This is a genomic window from Bacillus cereus group sp. RP32, from assembly GCF_040459735.1.
Lineage (GTDB): Bacteria > Bacillota > Bacilli > Bacillales > Bacillaceae_G > Bacillus_A > Bacillus_A wiedmannii.
Map to the genome: position 1 here is coordinate 2,548,447 of NZ_JARVHO010000001.1, position 17,963 is coordinate 2,566,409.

Consider the following 17,963-nt stretch of genomic DNA (forward strand, 5'->3'; position numbering starts at 1 on the left):
CTAGCAACATCATAATCGACCCCTTTCAAATTTTATATTTTTAAAAGATTATAGATGAGAGTAGTACTTGCTTCTACGATCTCGAATTTCGTCTATAACCTGTTTATATTGTTGTTCTTGTTTTAATTCCGCATCAGAATAGTTTTTTTTCTGAATTGTAATTGTTAAAAAGAAAAGGTGAAACTTCATGATACATTCCTCCTTTCGAAAGGAATTATAGATGGCTACAGTAGTGACTTTGACGTTCTTTTACATCCTCCATAGCTTTATTAATTTGATGGTCATGCAATATCTCACTGTCTGAGAACTTAGTTTTTTGAATGGTGATCGTTAAAAAGAATACTTTAAATTTCATTTGTTTTTTCCCCTTTAAAAGTTATTTAGAAAAGACGGCTATAATAAGAGGCTTGACGCTCTTTCACTTCGCCCATAATAGTTTGAATGTGTTGCTCACGCAAAATCTCACTTTGAGAAAGCTTACGTTTTTGAATGGTGATTGTTAAAAAGAATGCTTTGAATTTCATGAAGGTATTGCTCCTTTAAAATATATTTTTAATACATTTGCGTATAGTATGAACTTTTAATGTCAGTCATTTTATCAGTCAGTTGTTTTAATTGTTGTTTACGAATGATTTCATCTTCAGATAAAGTGTTTTTCTGAAGTACAGTTGTAAAAAAGAAAATATGAAAAGTCATAAATGAATTCCTCCTTTCGAAAAGGAATTACAGGTGATCACAATAAAGCGCTTGGCGCTCCTTAACATCATTCATAGCTTTTTCAATTTGCTCATTATGAAAAATTTCATCTTTGGAAATTGTATTTCTTTGAATCGTAATACTTAAAAACAATACGCTAATAGTCATCGAATGTTGCTCCTTTCTTTAAAAAATAATATAAGAAGCTAAAAAATCGCACAAAAAAGCCACAGGAAGATATAGTTCTCCTATGGCTGGGCGTCAAAAAGCCACAGGAAAGTATACGACCTCCTGTGGCGAATTTATGAATTAATAGAAATAAAGTGCGATTTTCAATTCTCCATTAGGGTGGTCGAATTCATATTTAATTGTCCGAAAAACAAAGGTGCAGTTAACGCTAAAGTTAAAGCATGTAATTGTAATTTCATCATTTCCTTCGACCTCCTTTTAGAATTTTTTCTTACGTTAGTAAGTATATACAATTAATGGATAATTGTAAACATAAAAATTGAAAATTTTTAATTTTGATTAAAATGCGTATATTTTAAAGGGTTTTGAGAAGAAGTATTGTAATGAACGAAATATCGATAAAAATGGGGGATGCTAAATGAAATATATGCATCGTATTGTGGTTGTTATGCTAACAATTTTTTTATGTATTACTGCTTGTTCTAGCGGAGAAAGAATAAAAGAAATATCTGATGTTGAACCTGGTGACTTTAAGAAATATGCTGGGACATACGTTGGTAATAACTCAGATGTAGTTGCAATTGTTAATCATTTACCCGGTGGTGATACATTTCAAAGTATTAGTTTGGAGAATGAAAGTATAAAGGTAAACTATGGTGCAAATGGAACTCTGACAGAAGACATGGTTGAGACGTATTGGCTTGATGGCAAGGACAAAATGGAGAAGAATTTTCTCTTTAACGTTATTTATCTAGCGATTTTAGTACCAAATACGAAAAGTTACGAGTTTCAAGTAGAAAATAAAAATTTCACGATAAAAAGAGAAGATATACTATCAATCTTGTATGAAAAATTTGATGATTTTCCAAAAGAAAATGATATATGGGATAAAAAGAAAGTAGTAAAGTTCCTTAACGATAATAATGAAAAAATTACAATGCTTATAAATGAGAAAGAGTTTCGGAAATCTATATTTGTTAAATATCCAGTGCAGTAGTTGAAATGATAGGAGGAGAAAAGGTGGAAGTAGTATACAAAATTATCTATCATAGAATGCAGGATCATTATTTACCTAAGCTAGTACATGCAATAAGGCTCATTAATGAAGAAGATTTGTGGAAACAAGGGGACTCTATTAATTCAATTGGTGGAATCGTACTGCATATTTGTGAACATTTACAGAGAAATACAAAACATTATAAGAATCCAAATATAGTATTTGAAAATGGAATGGAGGAGTATTTTCCAGTAAAGCGACAACGTACTGAAGTTTTGCTACAGTACGTTGAAGAAGTATTTGATGAATGGAGAAAAGCATATTTACAAGCATGCGAAGAAAAAAAGCATATGGATCTTCATAGCTTATTACATTTAGTGGAGCATACAAGTTATCATTTAGGGCAAGTAGTAGATCGTACAAAGTCCATAAAGGGACAACAACTTAACTTTTGTCAAAATGGTATAAATGAAAAAAGTTTGAGAACAAGAGTTGAAAACTCGAAATTTTAGTAAGAGAGTCACTCTTAAACGAATGACTCTCTTTTTTTGTAAAAGAAATTTATGGAAATAAATAATTTAATGTGATATGGTTAATTACATAAGTAATGAACCTATGAACCTAAGGTGGTGAAATTGTGAAACCTACTCTGGAGCAAAATAAATTAATATACTTACAAATTGCAGAAACGATTGAATCTGATATTTTAAAAGACATATTACTTGAAGAAGAACAAGTACCATCAACAAATCAATTTGCGAAGATGTTACAAATAAATCCAGCTACTGCAGCTAAAGGGGTAAATGTATTAGTGGATGAAGGGATTCTATATAAAAAGAGAGGGATCGGGATGTTTGTTGCAAAGGGAGCGAAAGAAGTTGTACTAAAAAAAAGACAAAATACTTTTATGACCGAATATTTACCTAAAGTATGGGAAGAAGCAAAAGTATTAGAAATATCCAAAGACGAATTGATGGATATGATTCAAAAAATTACGAAGGAGGGGAAATAGGGATGATTGCACTTGAAACAAAAGACGTAACGAAAAAATATAAAAAGAAAATAGCAGTAAATGAAGTGACGATTTCTTTGGAAGAGCATAAAATATATGGTTTGCTCGGTAGAAACGGAGCAGGAAAAACGACACTATTAAATTTACTTGCAGGTCAAATTACTTCAAGTAGTGGAAGTGTATCAATATTTGGTGAAAATGTTTTTGAAAATAGTAAAGCGATGCAAAATATTTGTTTTGTTAGAGTGAAAGAAGAAGCGCATTTAAGCTATAAAGTAAAAGAAATTTTTAAGATGTGTAGCATGTTTTATAAAAACTGGGATCAAAAGTATGCTGAAGAACTTGCGGGTAAATTTCAGCTTAATATGAAAGAGAAATATCATAAACTATCTCATGGCATGCAAACAGTTGTAGGCATTATTCAAGGTCTAGCAAGTCGAGCAGCAATTACTATTTTTGATGAACCGACTACAGGTTTAGACGCAGCACATCGGGAGTTATTTTATAGTTTACTGCTTGAAGATTACGGTGAATATCCACGAACAATTATACTATCAACACATTTGGTAGAAGAAGTAACCCATGTTATTGAAGATGTAATTATCATAAAAGAAGGAAGATTAGTTGTTCAATCATCGGTGGAAGATTTATTGCAACAAGCTCATATTATTTCAGGGAAAAAAGATAAAGTAGATGAATTTTCGATTAATAAAAAAGTAATAAATCGAGAAGTTTGTGGAAATAAGGGGATTGCTGTTATATGGGAAGAGTTTACTAATGAAGATTATTACTCTCTTGAAAAAGAAGGTTTAGTAATTGATAGAATTACATTACAAAAACTATTTATTCACATAACTGGTGGTGAAGTGAAATGACGATGTTAATGAAGCAATTGAAGTTACATATAAATTTTCATTATAAAGCAATTATAATATTTTGGATTGTAGCTTTATTAATAAAAGGGGCTTTAAATGCTGCTCATTTAAATGGAGCGAACATTGGTTATTTACCTGAAATTATAAATAACCCTTCAATAGCAATTATGTTATTTATAGTAGGGAGTGTTTTCATCATACAAGATGAGCTATTTCGTTTAGCAGTTTCATTCGGTGTAACGAGAATACAATATTTCATCGGAGCAATTTGTTACATTGTACTTCAATCTGCATTATTTTCATTTCTTCAAGTTATACTTTTACAAGATTTAAAATATAACTTAGTAAATGTTAATTTTGGGCAGCAATCGGTACAACAATTTATTTTGCAATTTTTATTTTATGTTACAACAGCATGTTTCTTCCAAGTGGTAGTAGTTTTTAAACAACGATTTCAATGGATCGGTCTTATGATTGGTGGATCCCTTTTCTTATCAACGAATAGTGTGCTTTATGGGGAAGCAGGGGTAACCGGTTTATTATTTACGAGTGATGGATCTTTAGTAGATATTCCATATTTTACTGTTATTTCAATTGGATTAACTGTTCTTTATATCATAACTAGTAGTGTATTTATTCGTAAAGTATCATTCGAAAAATCGATTTAAAATATTATTAGATTACTATAGAGAGAAGGATAGCAAATGGGAGACACATCTTCACTCATTACAGTTTTTTTATGCATTGCACTACTAATCTTTTGGCGTCGTTATCGATCTATGTATAAACCTATAAAGGGAACCGGGCTACGTATTTTGTGGCCATTATTATTTTTAACACCGGGTGTTTTATGGTTTTTTGGTCCCGTACATCCAGCTATAGTACAAGTAGTTATAGCAGTATCGATTGGAATTCTTCTCGCCGTACCACTTATAGTTTTAACAAATTATGAACGAAGAGATGATGGGAATATTTATACGAAAAAAAGTGCAGCTTTTTTAATTACTTTTATTGCACTTGTCTTTTTAAGATATGGTTCAAGACAATATATTGTTGACTTAGATCAACAAACAATTGGTTTATTATTTTATGTTGTTGCTGTTTCGTATATTATTCCTTGGAGAATTGCTTGTTATATAAAGTTTAGGAAAGTTTGGCGGGAAAATAATAATCATGCTTTATAAGAAAAAATTTTTCTTTTGAGAAGTTTTTTCTTTTTATATGTAATTGAAATCATTTGTTGAAGTGCAAGCTACCATACAATATGATGAATATAAAAAGAGAAAGTAGGGGATATAAAAATGCGTACAATTTTACTTTTTCTAAACGACATGTCTATTAATGAAATAGAGGACATTAGGAAAAAACATAATCCTTTATTTGGTTTAATCCCACCGCATATTACAGTTGTATTCCCATTTGAAAGCTCGATTTCAAATGATGAGCTGAAATTACATATTTTAAAATTATCAAAAGGGATACAAGAGATAGAAATTGAATTTGCGAATCAAATTACGGGTGAAGGGGAATATTTATTTTTACGAGTTGAAAAGGGGCAAAAACAAATAGAAAAACTACATGACTTGCTATATAGAGGAGCCTTATTACAATTTTTGAAAGAAGATATTCCGTATATACCGCATGTAACAGTCGGGAGAAAAGAACGTACTGAGTTAGCTACTGAAGCAGCTAAGGATATGCATAGTTTCCCTGAAAAGTTACAATGTGTAATTGATAGAATTAGTGTAGAGCGAATTGGAGAGAACGGGGAATCAATTATTGAATTTGAAGTACCGTTGCAAAAAAGCTGACAAAAGTCAGCTTTTTTTATTCGTAACATGAAGTAAAGCACCAATCGCACCGCTATTACCACCATCTCGTAAAAAGATTGGTGTTTTATTTTGATATTTTGTGTAGTTACTAATAATATTTTGAAGGTGTACGTTATTACATAGAGTGGAACCAATATAAATAATATGGTCAATGTTTTTTGTTTCGGCGAATTGAAGGCTTAATGCAGTAACGACTTCACCGACAAGTCCTTGCACAGTTGCTAGTATATCAGCACTACTAAAATTTGAATCTGTTTTGGTAGCTTTACCAAAATTGCTTGCAGTTAAGCTATTATCAATAGGAGAGAGAATGCCACCATAAATATCACCGACCGTAATATCTAGTTCTTTTCTAGAACCTAATTTGGTTAAAGGAATCACATCTTCAAAATGATCTATATTTGTTAACAATTTTGAAAGCCCCATAATAGTACCACCGCCAACACCCGTTCCACCAGCTCGAATATATTTGTCATTATAAACGTAATGAATGGAAGTACCTGTACCTATATTTGTTAAAATAAAGTTGTTTATATCATATTGCTCTTCTTTTAATATGTATCGGACACCTACAAGAGTAGCTTCAAATTCGTTTAGTTCTACTATATTATATGAGTCTGAAAGTAGTTGCTGTAATTGTTTTGCTTTACCACCTGTTATACATATTTGTTTTATACGAGTGCTTTTCTTAAGCCAATCTATTATTTTATCTTGTTCATTTGAATAAAATTTTTCAAAAGCTAATTGCTTTTGTTCGTTCAAATAAGCAATTTTCGTTAATGTTCCACCAGCATCGATACCGATAGTACTTTCCATTTTCCTGCTCCTAACCAAGTAATTTGTTTACTCTGTTCATGTTGGTGAGACGAATTTGTAGGAGGGAGATATCCTGACGAATTACATCGTCTCTATTCTGCTTGATATATTAATAGCTTTTCTATAGTTACAATCGGCTGATCGTTAATAGTTGCAGTACCTTTACCGAGAATAAAACCTCGACGATTGCGAGTAAGCTTATAATGTAAATCAAGTTTATCACCGGGATATGCGTTTCCGTGGAATTCAACCCTATCCAACGAAGAGAGGAAGCCTAGACCTTCAGAGTCACTTGTATTTACAAATGCACTAAGTTGAGCAAGTGCTTCTACAATTAACATATGAGGCATATGTTTTTGATTATCATTTATAAACCACTCATTATTTGAAATCAGTTTATATCCCGTAACGGATTCACCATGTTTTACATTTGTTACTTTATCAATCATTAAAAAAGGATAACGATGAGGAAGAGTGTCTTGAATATGCATATGAAAGTACCTCCAATAAATAATACCCCTGCTACAGTTAAGCAGGGGAGTTATCATTAATTTTTAACTAATTCATTTACTTTTTCAAGAGAAAAAATACCGCTATTTCTAATGTTTTCAACAACTTGTTGTAACACTTCTTTATCTTGAACAAGTGCAATACGTACAAAGCCTTCTCCATGAGGTCCAAATGCATGACCTGGTGTAACAACGACATTCGCACGATCCATTAATGCATAAGCGAAATTTATCGAAGTCCAGCCTTTCGGAATTTCGGCCCAGACGAACATACTACCAGCTGGTTTATCAACATTCCAACCAAATGTTCGGAATCCATCAACTAAAGTATCTCTACGTTCTTGATAAATACCGCGATTTTTCTCACAAAACGCAGCGCCATTTCTTAGTGCCGCTGATGCCGCTTTTTGAATTGGTAAAAACACACCATAATCTGTATTTGATTTAAATTGAGTAAGTGCACGAACAATTTCTTCGTTTCCAATCATATATCCAATACGGCTACCTGCTAAACTATAACTTTTTGATAAAGAGTTGATTTCTACTCCAACTTCTTTAGCACCAGGTACAGAGAGGAAGCTAATTGGTTTATTGCCATCAAAATAAAATTCAGCATAAGCAAAATCATGGACAACAATAATGTTATGCTTTTTCGCGAATGCAATTACCTCTTTAAAGAAATCTGCATGAGCCATTGCTGGAACCGGATTCCCTGGGAAGTTTAAAATCATCATCTTCGCTTGATCGGCAATTTCTTCAGGAATTAGCTCTAAGTTAGGTAAGAAATCATTTTCTTTCTTTAATGGCATGTAGTAAGATGTTGCACCAGCCATTTGAATTCCAGTTTCATAAGCTGTATATCCTGGATCCGGAACTAATATAATATCTCCCGGATTTGCATAAACCATAGGTAAATGAACGAGTCCGTCTTGTGAACCCATTAATAATAAAACTTCTTTATCGGCATTTAATTTAACGTTATGAGTGTTGTTGTAATATTCAGTTACAGCTTGGTGAAATTCTTGAATACCACTTAATGTGTATCCATAGCTTTCTTTTTCACTTGCTGTATGTACCATTTCTTCTCTTACGAAGTCAGCAGGCGGCATATCAGGATTCCCGATACTTAAATCAATCATTTTGTGACCTGCTGCAATTTTTTCTTTTTTATAAGCCCCTAATTCACTAAATATAGAAGATTGGAATGCTTTCATTCTAGTTGCTAACGTGTAAGTCATCAAAACCCCTCCTAAAAACAGTGTTTTCTTTCTGCGTTTTTAATTATTCTGAAAACACATGTTTATATTTTATCATTTTTTTATGAAAATTAAAACGATTGACAAATTTAGAGGGAGGATAATAAGGAGAAACATAAAAAACGCAGAAAATATTTTCTGCGTCTTATATGAAGTGTAATCATTTCTTTTTATATGTACATAACTTTTCCACTGCATAAAAGTATACATTTAATTTGCCATCGACAACTTTTAAAGTTTGATCCGATGTAAATGAGTTACCATAATCAATGTGATATACATTAGAATTCTTTACAAATGAGCCTTTGTATAAATCTTCTTTTTCCTTTGATGTTTGCATCTCCACTAAATATTGAACAATTTTTTCTTTCTTTTCTTCTTTTACAACTGTTTCAAATTTATAAGATGCAGGGCAAAGACCATTTTTGTTGTCAACGACTTCCCAAGAACCGTATATATCATTATTGCTACATCCGCTAAGTAGAACGATGAATATTGGAATAATTAATAGAACCTTTTTCATTTTGTACTCCTTTCTTTTCATTTTTAATAAACGTGCGAATACGATACGAATATTGTAATAAATAAAGTTTAAATTTTTATAAAGAATTATTTAATTTCATATAAAAATTTAGGTGGAATTGAAAAAGCATGAATCTAGTGTAAAGTCAGATCCATGCCGAGTACAGTAGCCTATGTTATGTCTCTTTTGAGGAAAAATAAAGAGGAAAATAGGATTACTATCCCATTTAAAATATATATAATTGCAACAATGAAGGCTAGCCCACCTGCGCCAAATCCAGCTTTATCAAATATAGAAGCGAATGCTACGGTAGCAAAAAAAACAATAGGAGTTAGTAGTAAAAAAATGAAACCTGCCATAATTCTTCTTTTAAGGTTACTAGATAAGGAAATTGCTAAAAAGTCTATGATGCTAAACAGAGCTAATACAAAAATAAAGATACTAAATAACTGCATACCATCAGACAATTTCGCACCTCCTGTATATATCATGTTAGTATACTGTATTCGAAAGTGAAAGAGGGTACTCCTTTAAATAATTATAATAAGCGTAATAAATAAGGCTTTATATAACAAAGACGCATGGATTAATCTAATATGGTCCATGCGTCTTTATTTATGCTATAAATTCGCAGATTGCGAAGGTTGTTTTTCATATTGTTTCTGTTTAGATAATGAAATGAAAATAATTAATAATGAAATCACACCGAAAATGAGAACCATATATTGCAATCCAATCGTATCTAAGAAGAAGCCTGTGCCGAGTAAGACAATTTGGAACATAACTCTCTCAAACATATTACGGAATGAGAAGAGACGACCATGATAGCTTTTTTCCACTTTCGTTTGGAAAATTGTCGACATAATAGGGAAGAAGCAACCAACACTAAAACCAAATAAACCAAATGATGTAAGAGACATCCATTTTATATCGCTAAAGAACAAGGAAAGGTGTGCAAAAGCGGTACAAACAGCGAAGAAATATAATAATTTTTCAGGTTTGAAATGGTCAGATAAACGTTTAATAACGAAGGCCCCTAACATAAATGCGACGCCTTCAATGGTATATATAAAGCCTTTAATCGTTGGATCATGTTGCATTTCACTAATGTTGATTACCATTAAATTAAATCCGGCTATAAATAATAGAGGGATAATACTTAATATAAGTGCTGTAAAAGCAATAGGAATTCCTTTTAAAATACGAAATACTTCCATAAAGCTATTATCTTTCGCAGCTTGTTTACTTGGTGTTGTTGATTTCTTATCTTCGAATTGTAGGAAGAAAGTTGAGAGGAATAATAAAGCGTATGCTGCCATTGAGAAGGCATACATATACTGTAAACTCATTACAACTAAAAGAATTCCACCTAGTGAAGTACCTGCAATACGAGCGATTGTACCTACATTCATATGTACACCGTTCATCTGTAATAACTCATGCTCATGTACGATGAGTGGAATTACAGATTGTAATGCAGGGAAGTAAAATGCTGCAGAAATTTGAAGAGCAACCATAAATGCAATCATGAAGGCAATACTTTCAAATTGGATAGCGAAAAACATAAAAATAACACTAATAACGCGACCGAACCCAGCATAAAGAAGAACTTTTTTCTTTTCATACTGATCGATAATACGACCAGCCATAGGACCAACTAGTACACCAGCTAATAGTCCGATAAATAATATAACTGATTTCATAAAATCAGAAGGGACATACTTTTGCATAAATTCAAGGTTGCCAAGAATACCAAGCCATAGCCCTAGACCAGCAATAAACTCCCCAATTAACACAATCCAAACATTTTTATTACGCCACATAATGTAAAACCTCTCCGTCTTTTAAAATGAAAAAATCGTATATAAAACCTCCTTATTTTATGTATAATTTATAACGAACTTTTTTAGAGTCAGAGTCTATATTACGTGTTTCATGAGTGGATTTCAATCTTTTTGATTTGTTAAAAATTTGATGTGTTAATAGATGAAACAAGTAAGTCGAAATGTATAAAATCAATGATTACATATTCAGTGAAATTAAGGATAAATAAAATAAAAGCATCAAGAAAATATCACTATTAAATGATATTTTTCTTGATGCTTTTAATACATCAGGCCGAATATTCTTCTTTACGTACTTCGAAAAATTCATTACGACGTAAGTAATTATAAACTTTCTCGGAAACCTTTTCTTCTTCAGACATTAAGAAACGATGATCAAAAGCATAGAATGATTGACCTTTAATTAATTTTACGTAGTATATTTTACACGCCTCCTCTAGCATAATTGGAACTTAATTAATATTATGATGGCCTATATGCTTGTGAATCATACTTGGAGTTTCAAAGGATAGAAACTAAACAAATTACAAAAGATTACAAAACTGTAATGTTGTTGTCACGTTTTCCGATAGTTAAAAATAACCAATCTCTTCTATACTACAAATAAGTTATATAAAATAAGGGGGAAAAAAGATGGATGAAGTAATTGGAGAAGTTGTAGCAGGTATTTGTGAATTTGTAGTTGAAGTAACGGCAGATGCTGTTGGAAATTTAGTTTCTAGAAATAATGAGGAAAAAGAAACGATATAAAAATATTTGTTTGTTAGGATGGAGATGAAACCAATATAGGAGGTAATTAAAATAAATATGCCGAGTTTGGGATTAGATTTATCTAATTCTCGTTTAATTATGGCGAATGTAGACGAAAGGGAATATCATTTTATTATACGTGAACATCCGATTTTAGGGAAAATTATATCGCTACTTGAAAATGGAAAAGAATACGGCTTAATGGATAAACAAATCGCTAATAAAGATAAATTTATAAAATCGGAGCTTATTAAATTAGATTATTTTAACATAGATGTTCTACAGCATACACCTGGATGGATATGGATTGGTATGGATCAATTTGGTTTACATGCTCGTGAGGCTACTTATAACGAAGTAGACGTTATTATGAAGTTGAAAGAGGATTTATATTATATAGATGTATATGAAAAAGTAAAAATGTAATAAATATTTAGTCAGGTTAGGGGACAAGTTCCCGTAGCCTTTTTTGTTTAGTAATAAAACGTAAAATTAATATTATATTGATGATAGGACAGCATGATAAGAAGAAAGCTGAAAAGAGGATTTGAAAATACATAAAGAGAACTTTAATTATTATATGAATCCTATATGTAAATAACAATAGAAAGCAGATGATAAAATGAGTAAAGAAGAGCTTGTAAAACAACAGTTTGGTAATAATGCGGAAAAATATGTGAAAAGTAAAATTCATGCTAATGGACCAGACTTACAATATGTAGTTCAACAAGTTGAGTCTCGTCATAATAATCGTCTTCTTGATATTGCTACTGGCGGTGGACATGTTGCGAATATATTAGCTCCATTGTTTAAAGAAGTAGTTGCCTTAGACTTAACAGAAAAAATGTTAGAGAATGCGAAAAATTTTATTATCAGTAATGGACATGAAAATGTATCTTTTGTTGCTGGAAACGCTGAAAGTTTACCGTTTGCTGATGTTTTTTTTGATACAATTACGTGCCGAATTGCAGCACATCATTTTACGAATCCACCTCAGTTTATATATGAAGTAAATCGTACGTTAGAACATAATGGATTGTTTATTTTAATAGATAATGTTTCACCGGAAAATAATGAATACGATACATTTTATAATTTTATAGAAAAAAAGCGAGATCCGAGTCATGAACGAGCGCTGAAAAAAACAGAATGGATTACCTTGTTAGAAAAAAACGGTTTGCAAATGCAGTCATGTCTTACTTTTGACAAGAAATTTGAATTTGACTGGTGGTGCGATATGATGAATGTACCTTTGCAGAAACGTATGAAATTAACAGAGTGTATGATGAAAACACCAGTTGAAATGCAAGAATTCTTTAATATTCAAATTGAAAATAATAAAATAAATTCGTTTTATACTGAAATGGCATTGTTTGTATGCAAAAAAAGCGCGACATTAAAAAGATAAATTTCTTGCAGTCTTTTCAAAGTACGTTATACTTAGTACAGAGAAATTGAGAATTGAGGAAATATAATAATGATTCGCGTACGTATTGAAGGAACTGAAGAAGAAATGCTTGAATTTATGGAGAAAATGCCGGACATTCCTGGATTTGAAAAAACACATATGAGAGAACCGAGAAAAGGAAATAATCCAAAATACGATTCAAGTAAAAATGTACTAGCATATTTATCTTATAAAAAGATTGAAGTCGCCAATAAATAGGCGGCTTTTTTAGTTTGCACTGTTTCACAGCCTTGTCTTTTTCACATAATAATAGTAGTAGATTATGCTGAAGAGGGGTGAGGATAGTTAATAAGAAAATCATCTTTTTTGGAGACTTTGGTATTGACGATGCTGTGGCGTTAATTTATGCAAATAAAACATGTAAATTAGATATTATAGGTATTGTTGCTGAATATGGGAATGTATCGCGAGAAATCGTAACAGAAAATGTGTATTTTTTAGAAAGATACTATGCTACAGAAGTGAAAATCATTGAGGGTGCAGCTAGACCAATGACAGCTGAAGAACCATTGTTCTTCCCCGAAATTCATGGGGATCATGGTTTGGGCCCAATTATTCCACCTGATATGAGGATTTGTAAACGGGAAAATTTTTGTGAATTAATTAAATTAATTGAACCTTGTCCAGAAGATATTATTATCGTAGCGACAGGACGATTAACAACTTTGGCGACGTTATTTTTATTATATCCAAATGTAATGGATAAGATATGTTCTTATTATATTATGGGCGGTGCGTTTTTATTTCCTGGTAACGTTACTCCTGTATCAGAAGCAAATTTTTATGGAGATCCAATTGCCGCAAATATTGTAATGAAATATGCAAAGAATGCGACTATTTTTCCGTTAAATGTAACGCAAGAAGCCCTCATTACTCCTGAAATGGTGGATATTATTAATAAAGAAGGAACAGGACAGGCGAAACTTATTAAACCGATGATTGATTTTTATTATGAGAACTTTTATAAAAAAGAATACCCGGGTATTGCTGGAAGTCCGATTCATGATTTACTTCCGTTCATTTCCTTTATTAATGATGATATTTTTGAATATAAAAAGTCAGCAGTTTGGATCAGTACGACAAATGACGTAACTAGAGGACAAAGTGTGGCAGATTTTAGAAAAATAGCCGAGCCAACAACATTTGATAATAGACCAATTCAAAAAATTGCAGTTGGTTTTAACTATCCTGCATTTAAAGAAGAGTTTATGCGGACAATATTAAAGCCTGACTGTCCTTAATATGTGTATTACGAATAACATCAACCTCGAGTCGAAAAACTGGCCGTTCATTATTTTGAAATAATCTAGTAGTTGATCTGTATGAATAACTATTGAAAAATGTAACATAACTAATGGTAAGCAATTGTTTCTAATTATATTTTGATTGGTAAAATATAAAGGAGGTTATCATATGATTTGGTCTTTAATCGTCGGTGGTATATTAGGATGGCTTGCGAGCTTAATTACTGGAAAGGACGTACCTGGTGGTGTAATTGGTAATATTATTGCTGGTATTATCGGTTCTTGGATTGGTTCGAAATTACTTGGTAGTTTTGGTCCAGTCATTGGCGGATATGCAATTATTCCAGCTTTAATCGGTGCGATCGTTTTAATTTTCATCGTAAGCTTCTTATTACGAGCAATGCGAAAATGAATGTAAGGACTGTTTACATTTGTAAGCAGTCCTTTTTATATGTTATGCTAGTATTATACAATCAGGAGGTGTCAGCATTGAAAACATTTACAGTAAATTTCCATCAAGAAGATAATGCTAAAGCGACAACAGTACATAAATTAAGTGAAGAGGACTTCAATAAAGCAACAGAAAAAGGCACTCGTCATCTATTTGATTTAGATACAAACGTTGGATTCTTCGTATTCTTTGACGCAGAAGATGCAGAAGGTAATGATCAATACTTAATGTTACAATACGAAGGGGATCATGAAGAGCCAACTGCGTGCTACGGATTTGATTTAAAACTATACTATCAATTTTTAGCACTATACTTAAATGATCTTGAATTCCACGGTGAAACAGATGAGGAAGAGGAAGAGTATGGCCCAATTCATCATTTAGCTCACTTACTTTATCATATTGTTGAAGATGGTAAGTCAATCGAAGTGTAAAAATACATATGTAAAGCTGTCCTTTTTGGACAGCTTTTTTTATTATTATGATGAATGTTATGGTTTGCATTATGGTAAATGGATTTCTGATGGTGATAAATGGTTTGATTAAACAGAAAAAGCAACAAAGAAGACTCATCTTTCTTTGTTGTTTTTTCTACGTTTCAGGAAGGATTGCAGTGTAAATGGCGAGAAGGGATATATAAGGAGATGGAAAAAATGATAAATAATACAATTCCAAGTTTTTTAAAATTATGGGAAAGTAACGATGTAGAATTAGCAGTCCTCAACCAATACTTTACTTCGCATCCAGAGATATTTGAAGAATACTTTAAGTATCATTGTCCACATACGAGAGAACGAGTTTCTAATGCCATTAAACGATATCCCGCAAAAATAGAAGAAATTCGTATCATTGCAGAAACATTACCGACTATTATTCAAGAGATAACGAATGAATATCATTATAAATATAACTTTGATGTAAATATGAATTTTCATCTATTTGTTGGAGGGTTTGGCTCTAATGCATTTGTAGAAAGGGAAATTATTGGGGACATATTTTTTGCGGCAGAAAAATTATCTCCAGATGTAAATCACCTTCGTGTTATTGTCGCTCACGAAATAGGACATATATATCATAATGTTATGTTACACAATGATGGAATGGATTGGACGAAAGCTGAGTGGACTGACGCGGCAGTTACTTTGTATCGTGAAGGTGTTGCAACATATTTATCAAAGCAAATTATAAAAGGCGTAAATGAATCAGTGTACTACTCATATAACAATGATGGTGAACGTTGGTTACAATGCTATATAGAAAATGAAAAACAAATAAAGAATCGTTTTTTGGAAGATTATATAGAAGGATGGACGTTCGAAAAAGAGAAAGAGTGGTTCCGGTTATCGGGAGGACAGTATTTTGGATACAACCGACTCGGTTATTTTTTAGGAACAGCTTTTGTAGAATATGTTGTACAAGCATTGGGAGAGAGTGAAGTATTTATTTTTTGGAACAAACACAATTTGAAAAGTGGTGTCATGGATTGGTTATCGAAAGGAATAAGATTATAATAGGGGGCTGAAATGTATGAAAGTGTATGTAAAGATAGCTATGTTATTTCTCGCTTTTACATGCATATTTGCATTAGTAGCATGTAAAGGGACAGACGAAAAAAAGGAAACAAACCCAACCTCTGAAAATAGTAAAAACGAACAAAATAATTCTTCTGAAGAAAAGAAAGAGCCTGAAGCAAAATCAAATAATGAAGGATCAGCAAAACCAAAGACAGATTCAAGCACGAAAGATACAGTAATAAATCAAAAATCAATTAACCACATTAAAGATTTGTTTGAACTAGCGAAAGAAGGAAAAGTACCTAATGTTCCGTTCGCAGCTCATACAGGAGATATTGAAGAAATAGAAAAAGCGTGGGGAAAAGCAGATAAAACGGAACAAGCAGGTAACGGAATGTACGCTACCTTTACAAATGAAAATGTTTCCTTCGGTTTTAATAAAGGATCACAAGTTTTTGATGTACGCTCCTATCATGCAGAGCTAAAATCAATTACATTACAAGAAATAGAGAAAGCATTAGGAAAACCAGCTTTAGTTAAAGTAAATGGGGAAGATAAAATATACGTATATAAAGTAAACAATCAGTTTGAGTTGAAATTCATTATTCCAAAATCAACTGGTAAGGTAAATCATATTTCGGTATTTTCACCAGAAGATAGTATTAATAAAATGGCAGGGTGATGAAGAAGGATGTCACAAAGTCTTAAAACTTTGTGACATCCTTCTTTTTACTGTTAAAAGGAAAAGGAAAGCAGCTTATAAAATATGAGGGGTATGCTCCGAAACGTCTTTATTTATTTTATTACGTTCTACACTTTGAACAAACAGCGCTTGCATAATGCCTCCAGCTATTAAGAAACAAGTACAAATATAAAATAGTATACTACCGTTAAGTTTACTTAATAAAACCGCACCAATAACAGGACCGCACGTACGAGATATATCCCAATGTAACCCGTAAATTGAAAAATACAATCCACGCTTATCTGTAGGAGCGATTTCTGAAACGAATCGAAGTAAATGGTTTAAGGCGATACTTTCCCCAATGACTAAAAAGAGTAATGTGAAGAATAGTGACGTGATTGTTGCTGAAATCCCGTAGCCAATTGCAGCTATTGTATAGCAGGTGTAAGAAATAAGAATAATTTTCGCCATAGAAAATCGTTCAGACCATTTCACAAGGAAAACTTGTAGGAAGATTTCCATTGTAGCCTTGCATGTTGAAATAAAAGCGAGCATGAATACGAAATCTGGAAATATATCTTTAGCGAAAATGCGATAATTTGTCTCAGTTTGAGCATAAAAAAAGCTAATAGGGAGTGTAGTAATCATAAGTCCTAAAACGGCGTAATGCTTGCTTACAAATTGTTTTGAAGATGATACTTCAACCTTTTGCTTTGGCTTTGTAAATACTGGAGCGGTTTCTGGAAGCAGAGTCCATACAACTACTGCATATATCATAAGTGTAATGCTTTGCATTATAAATAAATATTCAGGGTGAGTATGATAAAAGATAGCACCAATTATTGGACCGATTACGGAACCAATTGCAGCCATCGTATGCAAAAGAGCAAAAATTTCTGCTTGTTGTTTTTGTTTTGTTAAATCAGCAATTTGTGCACGTTGAGCGGGAATATATAAGGAACGGCCAACCCCATTTATGACGTAAAGCAAAGCAAATATAAAAACAGATTGAGCAAAGACGAAGCTGCCGATTGCAACGCCTTGTAGCAATAAGCCGAGTAACATAATTTTCTTTCGCCCATATTTATCAGTCACTCCTCCAGCAATAAGTGTAAATACAATGTCTGAGAGAGGTTGTAGTCCGAAAATGAGCATAGTTATTATTATATTACCGTTTAACATTTTATTAACGTAAATAATCATAATGAGAGCTAACATAGATTCAGTTGTTCGGGTTAATAATTCGCCGCACAGTCTAATAATAATGGGTTTATTATAACGTAGTATGAGATTGTTCAATAT

The 17,963-nt window shown here is 32.2% G+C and carries 28 protein-coding genes; 15 read left to right on the forward strand and 13 right to left on the reverse strand.

Going from position 1 to position 17,963, the window contains the following annotated elements; all coding sequences use genetic code 11:
• Positions 1 to 48: 48 nt before the first annotated feature.
• The 5 genes from QCI46_RS13110 to QCI46_RS13130 are packed head-to-tail and all read right to left on the reverse strand — an operon-like array spanning position 49 to position 864.
• Positions 49 to 189, reverse strand: a complete 141-nt coding sequence (locus QCI46_RS13110; protein WP_064473550.1) for a YrzI family small protein — start codon at positions 187 to 189, stop codon at positions 49 to 51.
• 25 nt (positions 190 to 214) lie between these two features.
• Positions 215 to 355 carry a YrzI family small protein gene (locus tag QCI46_RS13115; RefSeq protein ID WP_000669812.1) on the reverse strand — a complete coding sequence of 47 codons (141 nt, stop codon included), beginning with the start codon at positions 353 to 355 and terminating at the stop codon, positions 215 to 217.
• A gap of 25 nt (positions 356 to 380) precedes the next feature.
• Positions 381 to 524 (reverse strand): YrzI family small protein, encoded by a 144-nt coding sequence (locus QCI46_RS13120; protein WP_098111721.1) that lies wholly within the window; start codon positions 522 to 524, stop codon positions 381 to 383.
• Positions 525 to 552: 28 nt separating this feature from the next.
• Positions 553 to 696 carry a YrzI family small protein gene (locus tag QCI46_RS13125; RefSeq protein WP_000142721.1) on the reverse strand — a complete coding sequence of 48 codons (144 nt, stop codon included), beginning with the start codon at positions 694 to 696 and terminating at the stop codon, positions 553 to 555.
• Positions 697 to 723: 27 nt separating this feature from the next.
• Positions 724 to 864, reverse strand: a complete 141-nt coding sequence (locus tag QCI46_RS13130) for a YrzI family small protein (protein WP_000156189.1) — start codon at positions 862 to 864, stop codon at positions 724 to 726.
• Between the two features lie 439 nt (positions 865 to 1,303).
• On the opposite strand from QCI46_RS13130, the gene QCI46_RS13135 reads away from it, so the two are divergent.
• The 7 genes from QCI46_RS13135 to QCI46_RS13165 all read left to right on the forward strand — a co-directional run bounded on the left by QCI46_RS13135 (position 1,304) and on the right by QCI46_RS13165 (position 5,580).
• Positions 1,304 to 1,882, forward strand: a complete 579-nt coding sequence (locus QCI46_RS13135) for a DUF4825 domain-containing protein (RefSeq protein WP_353840473.1) — start codon at positions 1,304 to 1,306, stop codon at positions 1,880 to 1,882.
• 23 nt (positions 1,883 to 1,905) lie between these two features.
• Positions 1,906 to 2,394: a DinB family protein gene (locus QCI46_RS13140; protein ID WP_353840474.1), complete on the forward strand. Its 489-nt coding sequence runs from the start codon at positions 1,906 to 1,908 to the stop codon at positions 2,392 to 2,394.
• 125 nt (positions 2,395 to 2,519) lie between these two features.
• Complete coding sequence (locus QCI46_RS13145; RefSeq protein ID WP_000805192.1) at positions 2,520 to 2,894, forward strand: GntR family transcriptional regulator; 375 nt, start codon at positions 2,520 to 2,522, stop codon at positions 2,892 to 2,894.
• Positions 2,895 to 2,896: 2 nt separating this feature from the next.
• Positions 2,897 to 3,769: an ABC transporter ATP-binding protein gene (locus tag QCI46_RS13150; protein ID WP_353840475.1), complete on the forward strand. Its 873-nt coding sequence runs from the start codon at positions 2,897 to 2,899 to the stop codon at positions 3,767 to 3,769.
• Complete coding sequence (locus QCI46_RS13155; RefSeq protein WP_353840476.1) at positions 3,766 to 4,437, forward strand: DUF4052 family protein; 672 nt, start codon at positions 3,766 to 3,768, stop codon at positions 4,435 to 4,437. The genes QCI46_RS13150 and QCI46_RS13155 overlap by 4 nt, the downstream gene beginning before the upstream one ends.
• Positions 4,438 to 4,473: 36 nt before the next feature.
• Entirely contained in the window at positions 4,474 to 4,953 is a 480-nt protein-coding gene (locus tag QCI46_RS13160; RefSeq protein ID WP_353840477.1) for a CcdC family protein, read from the forward strand.
• A 117-nt stretch (positions 4,954 to 5,070) separates the two neighbouring features.
• Positions 5,071 to 5,580, forward strand: coding sequence for a 2'-5' RNA ligase family protein (locus QCI46_RS13165; protein WP_353840478.1), 510 nt, complete (start codon positions 5,071 to 5,073; stop codon positions 5,578 to 5,580).
• A gap of 6 nt (positions 5,581 to 5,586) precedes the next feature.
• Here QCI46_RS13165 and coaW read toward each other — a convergent pair whose 3' ends face one another.
• The 7 genes from coaW to QCI46_RS13200 form a co-directional block, all read right to left on the reverse strand.
• A complete protein-coding gene (gene coaW, locus QCI46_RS13170) occupies positions 5,587 to 6,417 on the reverse strand; it encodes a type II pantothenate kinase (RefSeq protein WP_353840479.1) in 831 nt (276 codons plus the stop codon).
• A 92-nt stretch (positions 6,418 to 6,509) separates the two neighbouring features.
• Positions 6,510 to 6,908, reverse strand: a complete 399-nt coding sequence (locus tag QCI46_RS13175; protein ID WP_353840480.1) for a 3-hydroxyacyl-ACP dehydratase FabZ family protein — start codon at positions 6,906 to 6,908, stop codon at positions 6,510 to 6,512.
• Between the two features lie 56 nt (positions 6,909 to 6,964).
• On the reverse strand, positions 6,965 to 8,164 hold the full coding sequence (locus QCI46_RS13180) for an LL-diaminopimelate aminotransferase (RefSeq protein ID WP_353840481.1): 1,200 nt from the start codon (positions 8,162 to 8,164) through the stop codon (positions 6,965 to 6,967).
• 178 nt (positions 8,165 to 8,342) lie between these two features.
• The gene (locus QCI46_RS13185) at positions 8,343 to 8,705 is read right to left on the reverse strand and encodes a hypothetical protein (RefSeq protein ID WP_061673347.1); all 363 of its coding nucleotides are present in this window, start codon (positions 8,703 to 8,705) and stop codon (positions 8,343 to 8,345) included.
• Positions 8,706 to 8,875: 170 nt separating this feature from the next.
• The gene (locus tag QCI46_RS13190; protein WP_353840482.1) at positions 8,876 to 9,172 is read right to left on the reverse strand and encodes a hypothetical protein; all 297 of its coding nucleotides are present in this window, start codon (positions 9,170 to 9,172) and stop codon (positions 8,876 to 8,878) included.
• A gap of 153 nt (positions 9,173 to 9,325) precedes the next feature.
• On the reverse strand, positions 9,326 to 10,528 hold the full coding sequence (locus QCI46_RS13195) for an MFS transporter (RefSeq protein ID WP_353840483.1): 1,203 nt from the start codon (positions 10,526 to 10,528) through the stop codon (positions 9,326 to 9,328).
• 290 nt (positions 10,529 to 10,818) lie between these two features.
• Positions 10,819 to 10,971 carry a YqbF domain-containing protein gene (locus QCI46_RS13200; protein ID WP_071723536.1) on the reverse strand — a complete coding sequence of 51 codons (153 nt, stop codon included), beginning with the start codon at positions 10,969 to 10,971 and terminating at the stop codon, positions 10,819 to 10,821.
• Between the two features lie 385 nt (positions 10,972 to 11,356).
• On the opposite strand from QCI46_RS13200, the gene QCI46_RS13205 reads away from it, so the two are divergent.
• The 8 genes from QCI46_RS13205 to QCI46_RS13240 all read left to right on the forward strand — a co-directional run bounded on the left by QCI46_RS13205 (position 11,357) and on the right by QCI46_RS13240 (position 16,658).
• Entirely contained in the window at positions 11,357 to 11,725 is a 369-nt protein-coding gene (locus QCI46_RS13205; protein WP_060487118.1) for a hypothetical protein, read from the forward strand.
• Between the two features lie 196 nt (positions 11,726 to 11,921).
• Positions 11,922 to 12,707 (forward strand): class I SAM-dependent methyltransferase, encoded by a 786-nt coding sequence (locus QCI46_RS13210; RefSeq protein WP_353840484.1) that lies wholly within the window; start codon positions 11,922 to 11,924, stop codon positions 12,705 to 12,707.
• Positions 12,708 to 12,776: 69 nt separating this feature from the next.
• A complete protein-coding gene (locus QCI46_RS13215; protein WP_000621879.1) occupies positions 12,777 to 12,965 on the forward strand; it encodes a DUF3970 family protein in 189 nt (62 codons plus the stop codon).
• A 77-nt stretch (positions 12,966 to 13,042) separates the two neighbouring features.
• Positions 13,043 to 14,008 (forward strand): nucleoside hydrolase, encoded by a 966-nt coding sequence (locus QCI46_RS13220; protein ID WP_353840485.1) that lies wholly within the window; start codon positions 13,043 to 13,045, stop codon positions 14,006 to 14,008.
• A gap of 172 nt (positions 14,009 to 14,180) precedes the next feature.
• Positions 14,181 to 14,423, forward strand: coding sequence for a GlsB/YeaQ/YmgE family stress response membrane protein (locus QCI46_RS13225; RefSeq protein WP_000638305.1), 243 nt, complete (start codon positions 14,181 to 14,183; stop codon positions 14,421 to 14,423).
• Between the two features lie 77 nt (positions 14,424 to 14,500).
• Positions 14,501 to 14,896, forward strand: a complete 396-nt coding sequence (locus tag QCI46_RS13230; RefSeq protein ID WP_000847586.1) for a hypothetical protein — start codon at positions 14,501 to 14,503, stop codon at positions 14,894 to 14,896.
• A 219-nt stretch (positions 14,897 to 15,115) separates the two neighbouring features.
• Positions 15,116 to 15,973, forward strand: coding sequence for a gluzincin family metallopeptidase (locus tag QCI46_RS13235; protein ID WP_060487115.1), 858 nt, complete (start codon positions 15,116 to 15,118; stop codon positions 15,971 to 15,973).
• 16 nt (positions 15,974 to 15,989) lie between these two features.
• Entirely contained in the window at positions 15,990 to 16,658 is a 669-nt protein-coding gene (locus QCI46_RS13240) for a YjgB family protein (protein WP_353840486.1), read from the forward strand.
• Positions 16,659 to 16,733: 75 nt separating this feature from the next.
• Here the strand turns inward: QCI46_RS13240 and QCI46_RS13245 are convergent, their stop codons facing one another.
• On the reverse strand, positions 16,734 to 17,960 hold the full coding sequence (locus QCI46_RS13245; protein ID WP_353840487.1) for an MDR family MFS transporter: 1,227 nt from the start codon (positions 17,958 to 17,960) through the stop codon (positions 16,734 to 16,736).
• Positions 17,961 to 17,963 lie beyond the last annotated feature (3 nt).

Excerpts from the sequence above, each read along its gene's own strand:
- QCI46_RS13115 (WP_000669812.1), bottom strand. The coding sequence starts at position 355 with ATGAAATTTAAAGTATTCTTTTTAACGATCACCATTCAAAAAACTAAG.
- QCI46_RS13240 (WP_353840486.1), top strand. The coding sequence starts at position 15,990 with ATGAAAGTGTATGTAAAGATAGCTATGTTATTTCTCGCTTTTACATGC.
- QCI46_RS13120 (WP_098111721.1), bottom strand. The coding sequence starts at position 524 with ATGAAATTCAAAGCATTCTTTTTAACAATCACCATTCAAAAACGTAAG.
- QCI46_RS13235 (WP_060487115.1), top strand. The coding sequence starts at position 15,116 with ATGATAAATAATACAATTCCAAGTTTTTTAAAATTATGGGAAAGTAAC.
- QCI46_RS13160 (WP_353840477.1), top strand. The coding sequence starts at position 4,474 with ATGGGAGACACATCTTCACTCATTACAGTTTTTTTATGCATTGCACTA.
- QCI46_RS13125 (WP_000142721.1), bottom strand. The coding sequence starts at position 696 with ATGACTTTTCATATTTTCTTTTTTACAACTGTACTTCAGAAAAACACT.
- coaW (WP_353840479.1), bottom strand. The coding sequence starts at position 6,417 with ATGGAAAGTACTATCGGTATCGATGCTGGTGGAACATTAACGAAAATT.
- QCI46_RS13175 (WP_353840480.1), bottom strand. The coding sequence starts at position 6,908 with ATGCATATTCAAGACACTCTTCCTCATCGTTATCCTTTTTTAATGATT.
- QCI46_RS13180 (WP_353840481.1), bottom strand. The coding sequence starts at position 8,164 with ATGACTTACACGTTAGCAACTAGAATGAAAGCATTCCAATCTTCTATA.
- QCI46_RS13150 (WP_353840475.1), top strand. The coding sequence starts at position 2,897 with ATGATTGCACTTGAAACAAAAGACGTAACGAAAAAATATAAAAAGAAA.
- QCI46_RS13165 (WP_353840478.1), top strand. The coding sequence starts at position 5,071 with ATGCGTACAATTTTACTTTTTCTAAACGACATGTCTATTAATGAAATA.
- QCI46_RS13215 (WP_000621879.1), top strand. The coding sequence starts at position 12,777 with ATGATTCGCGTACGTATTGAAGGAACTGAAGAAGAAATGCTTGAATTT.
- QCI46_RS13185 (WP_061673347.1), bottom strand. The coding sequence starts at position 8,705 with ATGAAAAAGGTTCTATTAATTATTCCAATATTCATCGTTCTACTTAGC.
- QCI46_RS13195 (WP_353840483.1), bottom strand. The coding sequence starts at position 10,528 with ATGTGGCGTAATAAAAATGTTTGGATTGTGTTAATTGGGGAGTTTATT.
- QCI46_RS13205 (WP_060487118.1), top strand. The coding sequence starts at position 11,357 with ATGCCGAGTTTGGGATTAGATTTATCTAATTCTCGTTTAATTATGGCG.
- QCI46_RS13225 (WP_000638305.1), top strand. The coding sequence starts at position 14,181 with ATGATTTGGTCTTTAATCGTCGGTGGTATATTAGGATGGCTTGCGAGC.
- QCI46_RS13130 (WP_000156189.1), bottom strand. The coding sequence starts at position 864 with ATGACTATTAGCGTATTGTTTTTAAGTATTACGATTCAAAGAAATACA.
- QCI46_RS13110 (WP_064473550.1), bottom strand. The coding sequence starts at position 189 with ATGAAGTTTCACCTTTTCTTTTTAACAATTACAATTCAGAAAAAAAAC.
- QCI46_RS13210 (WP_353840484.1), top strand. The coding sequence starts at position 11,922 with ATGAGTAAAGAAGAGCTTGTAAAACAACAGTTTGGTAATAATGCGGAA.
- QCI46_RS13155 (WP_353840476.1), top strand. The coding sequence starts at position 3,766 with ATGACGATGTTAATGAAGCAATTGAAGTTACATATAAATTTTCATTAT.
- QCI46_RS13135 (WP_353840473.1), top strand. The coding sequence starts at position 1,304 with ATGAAATATATGCATCGTATTGTGGTTGTTATGCTAACAATTTTTTTA.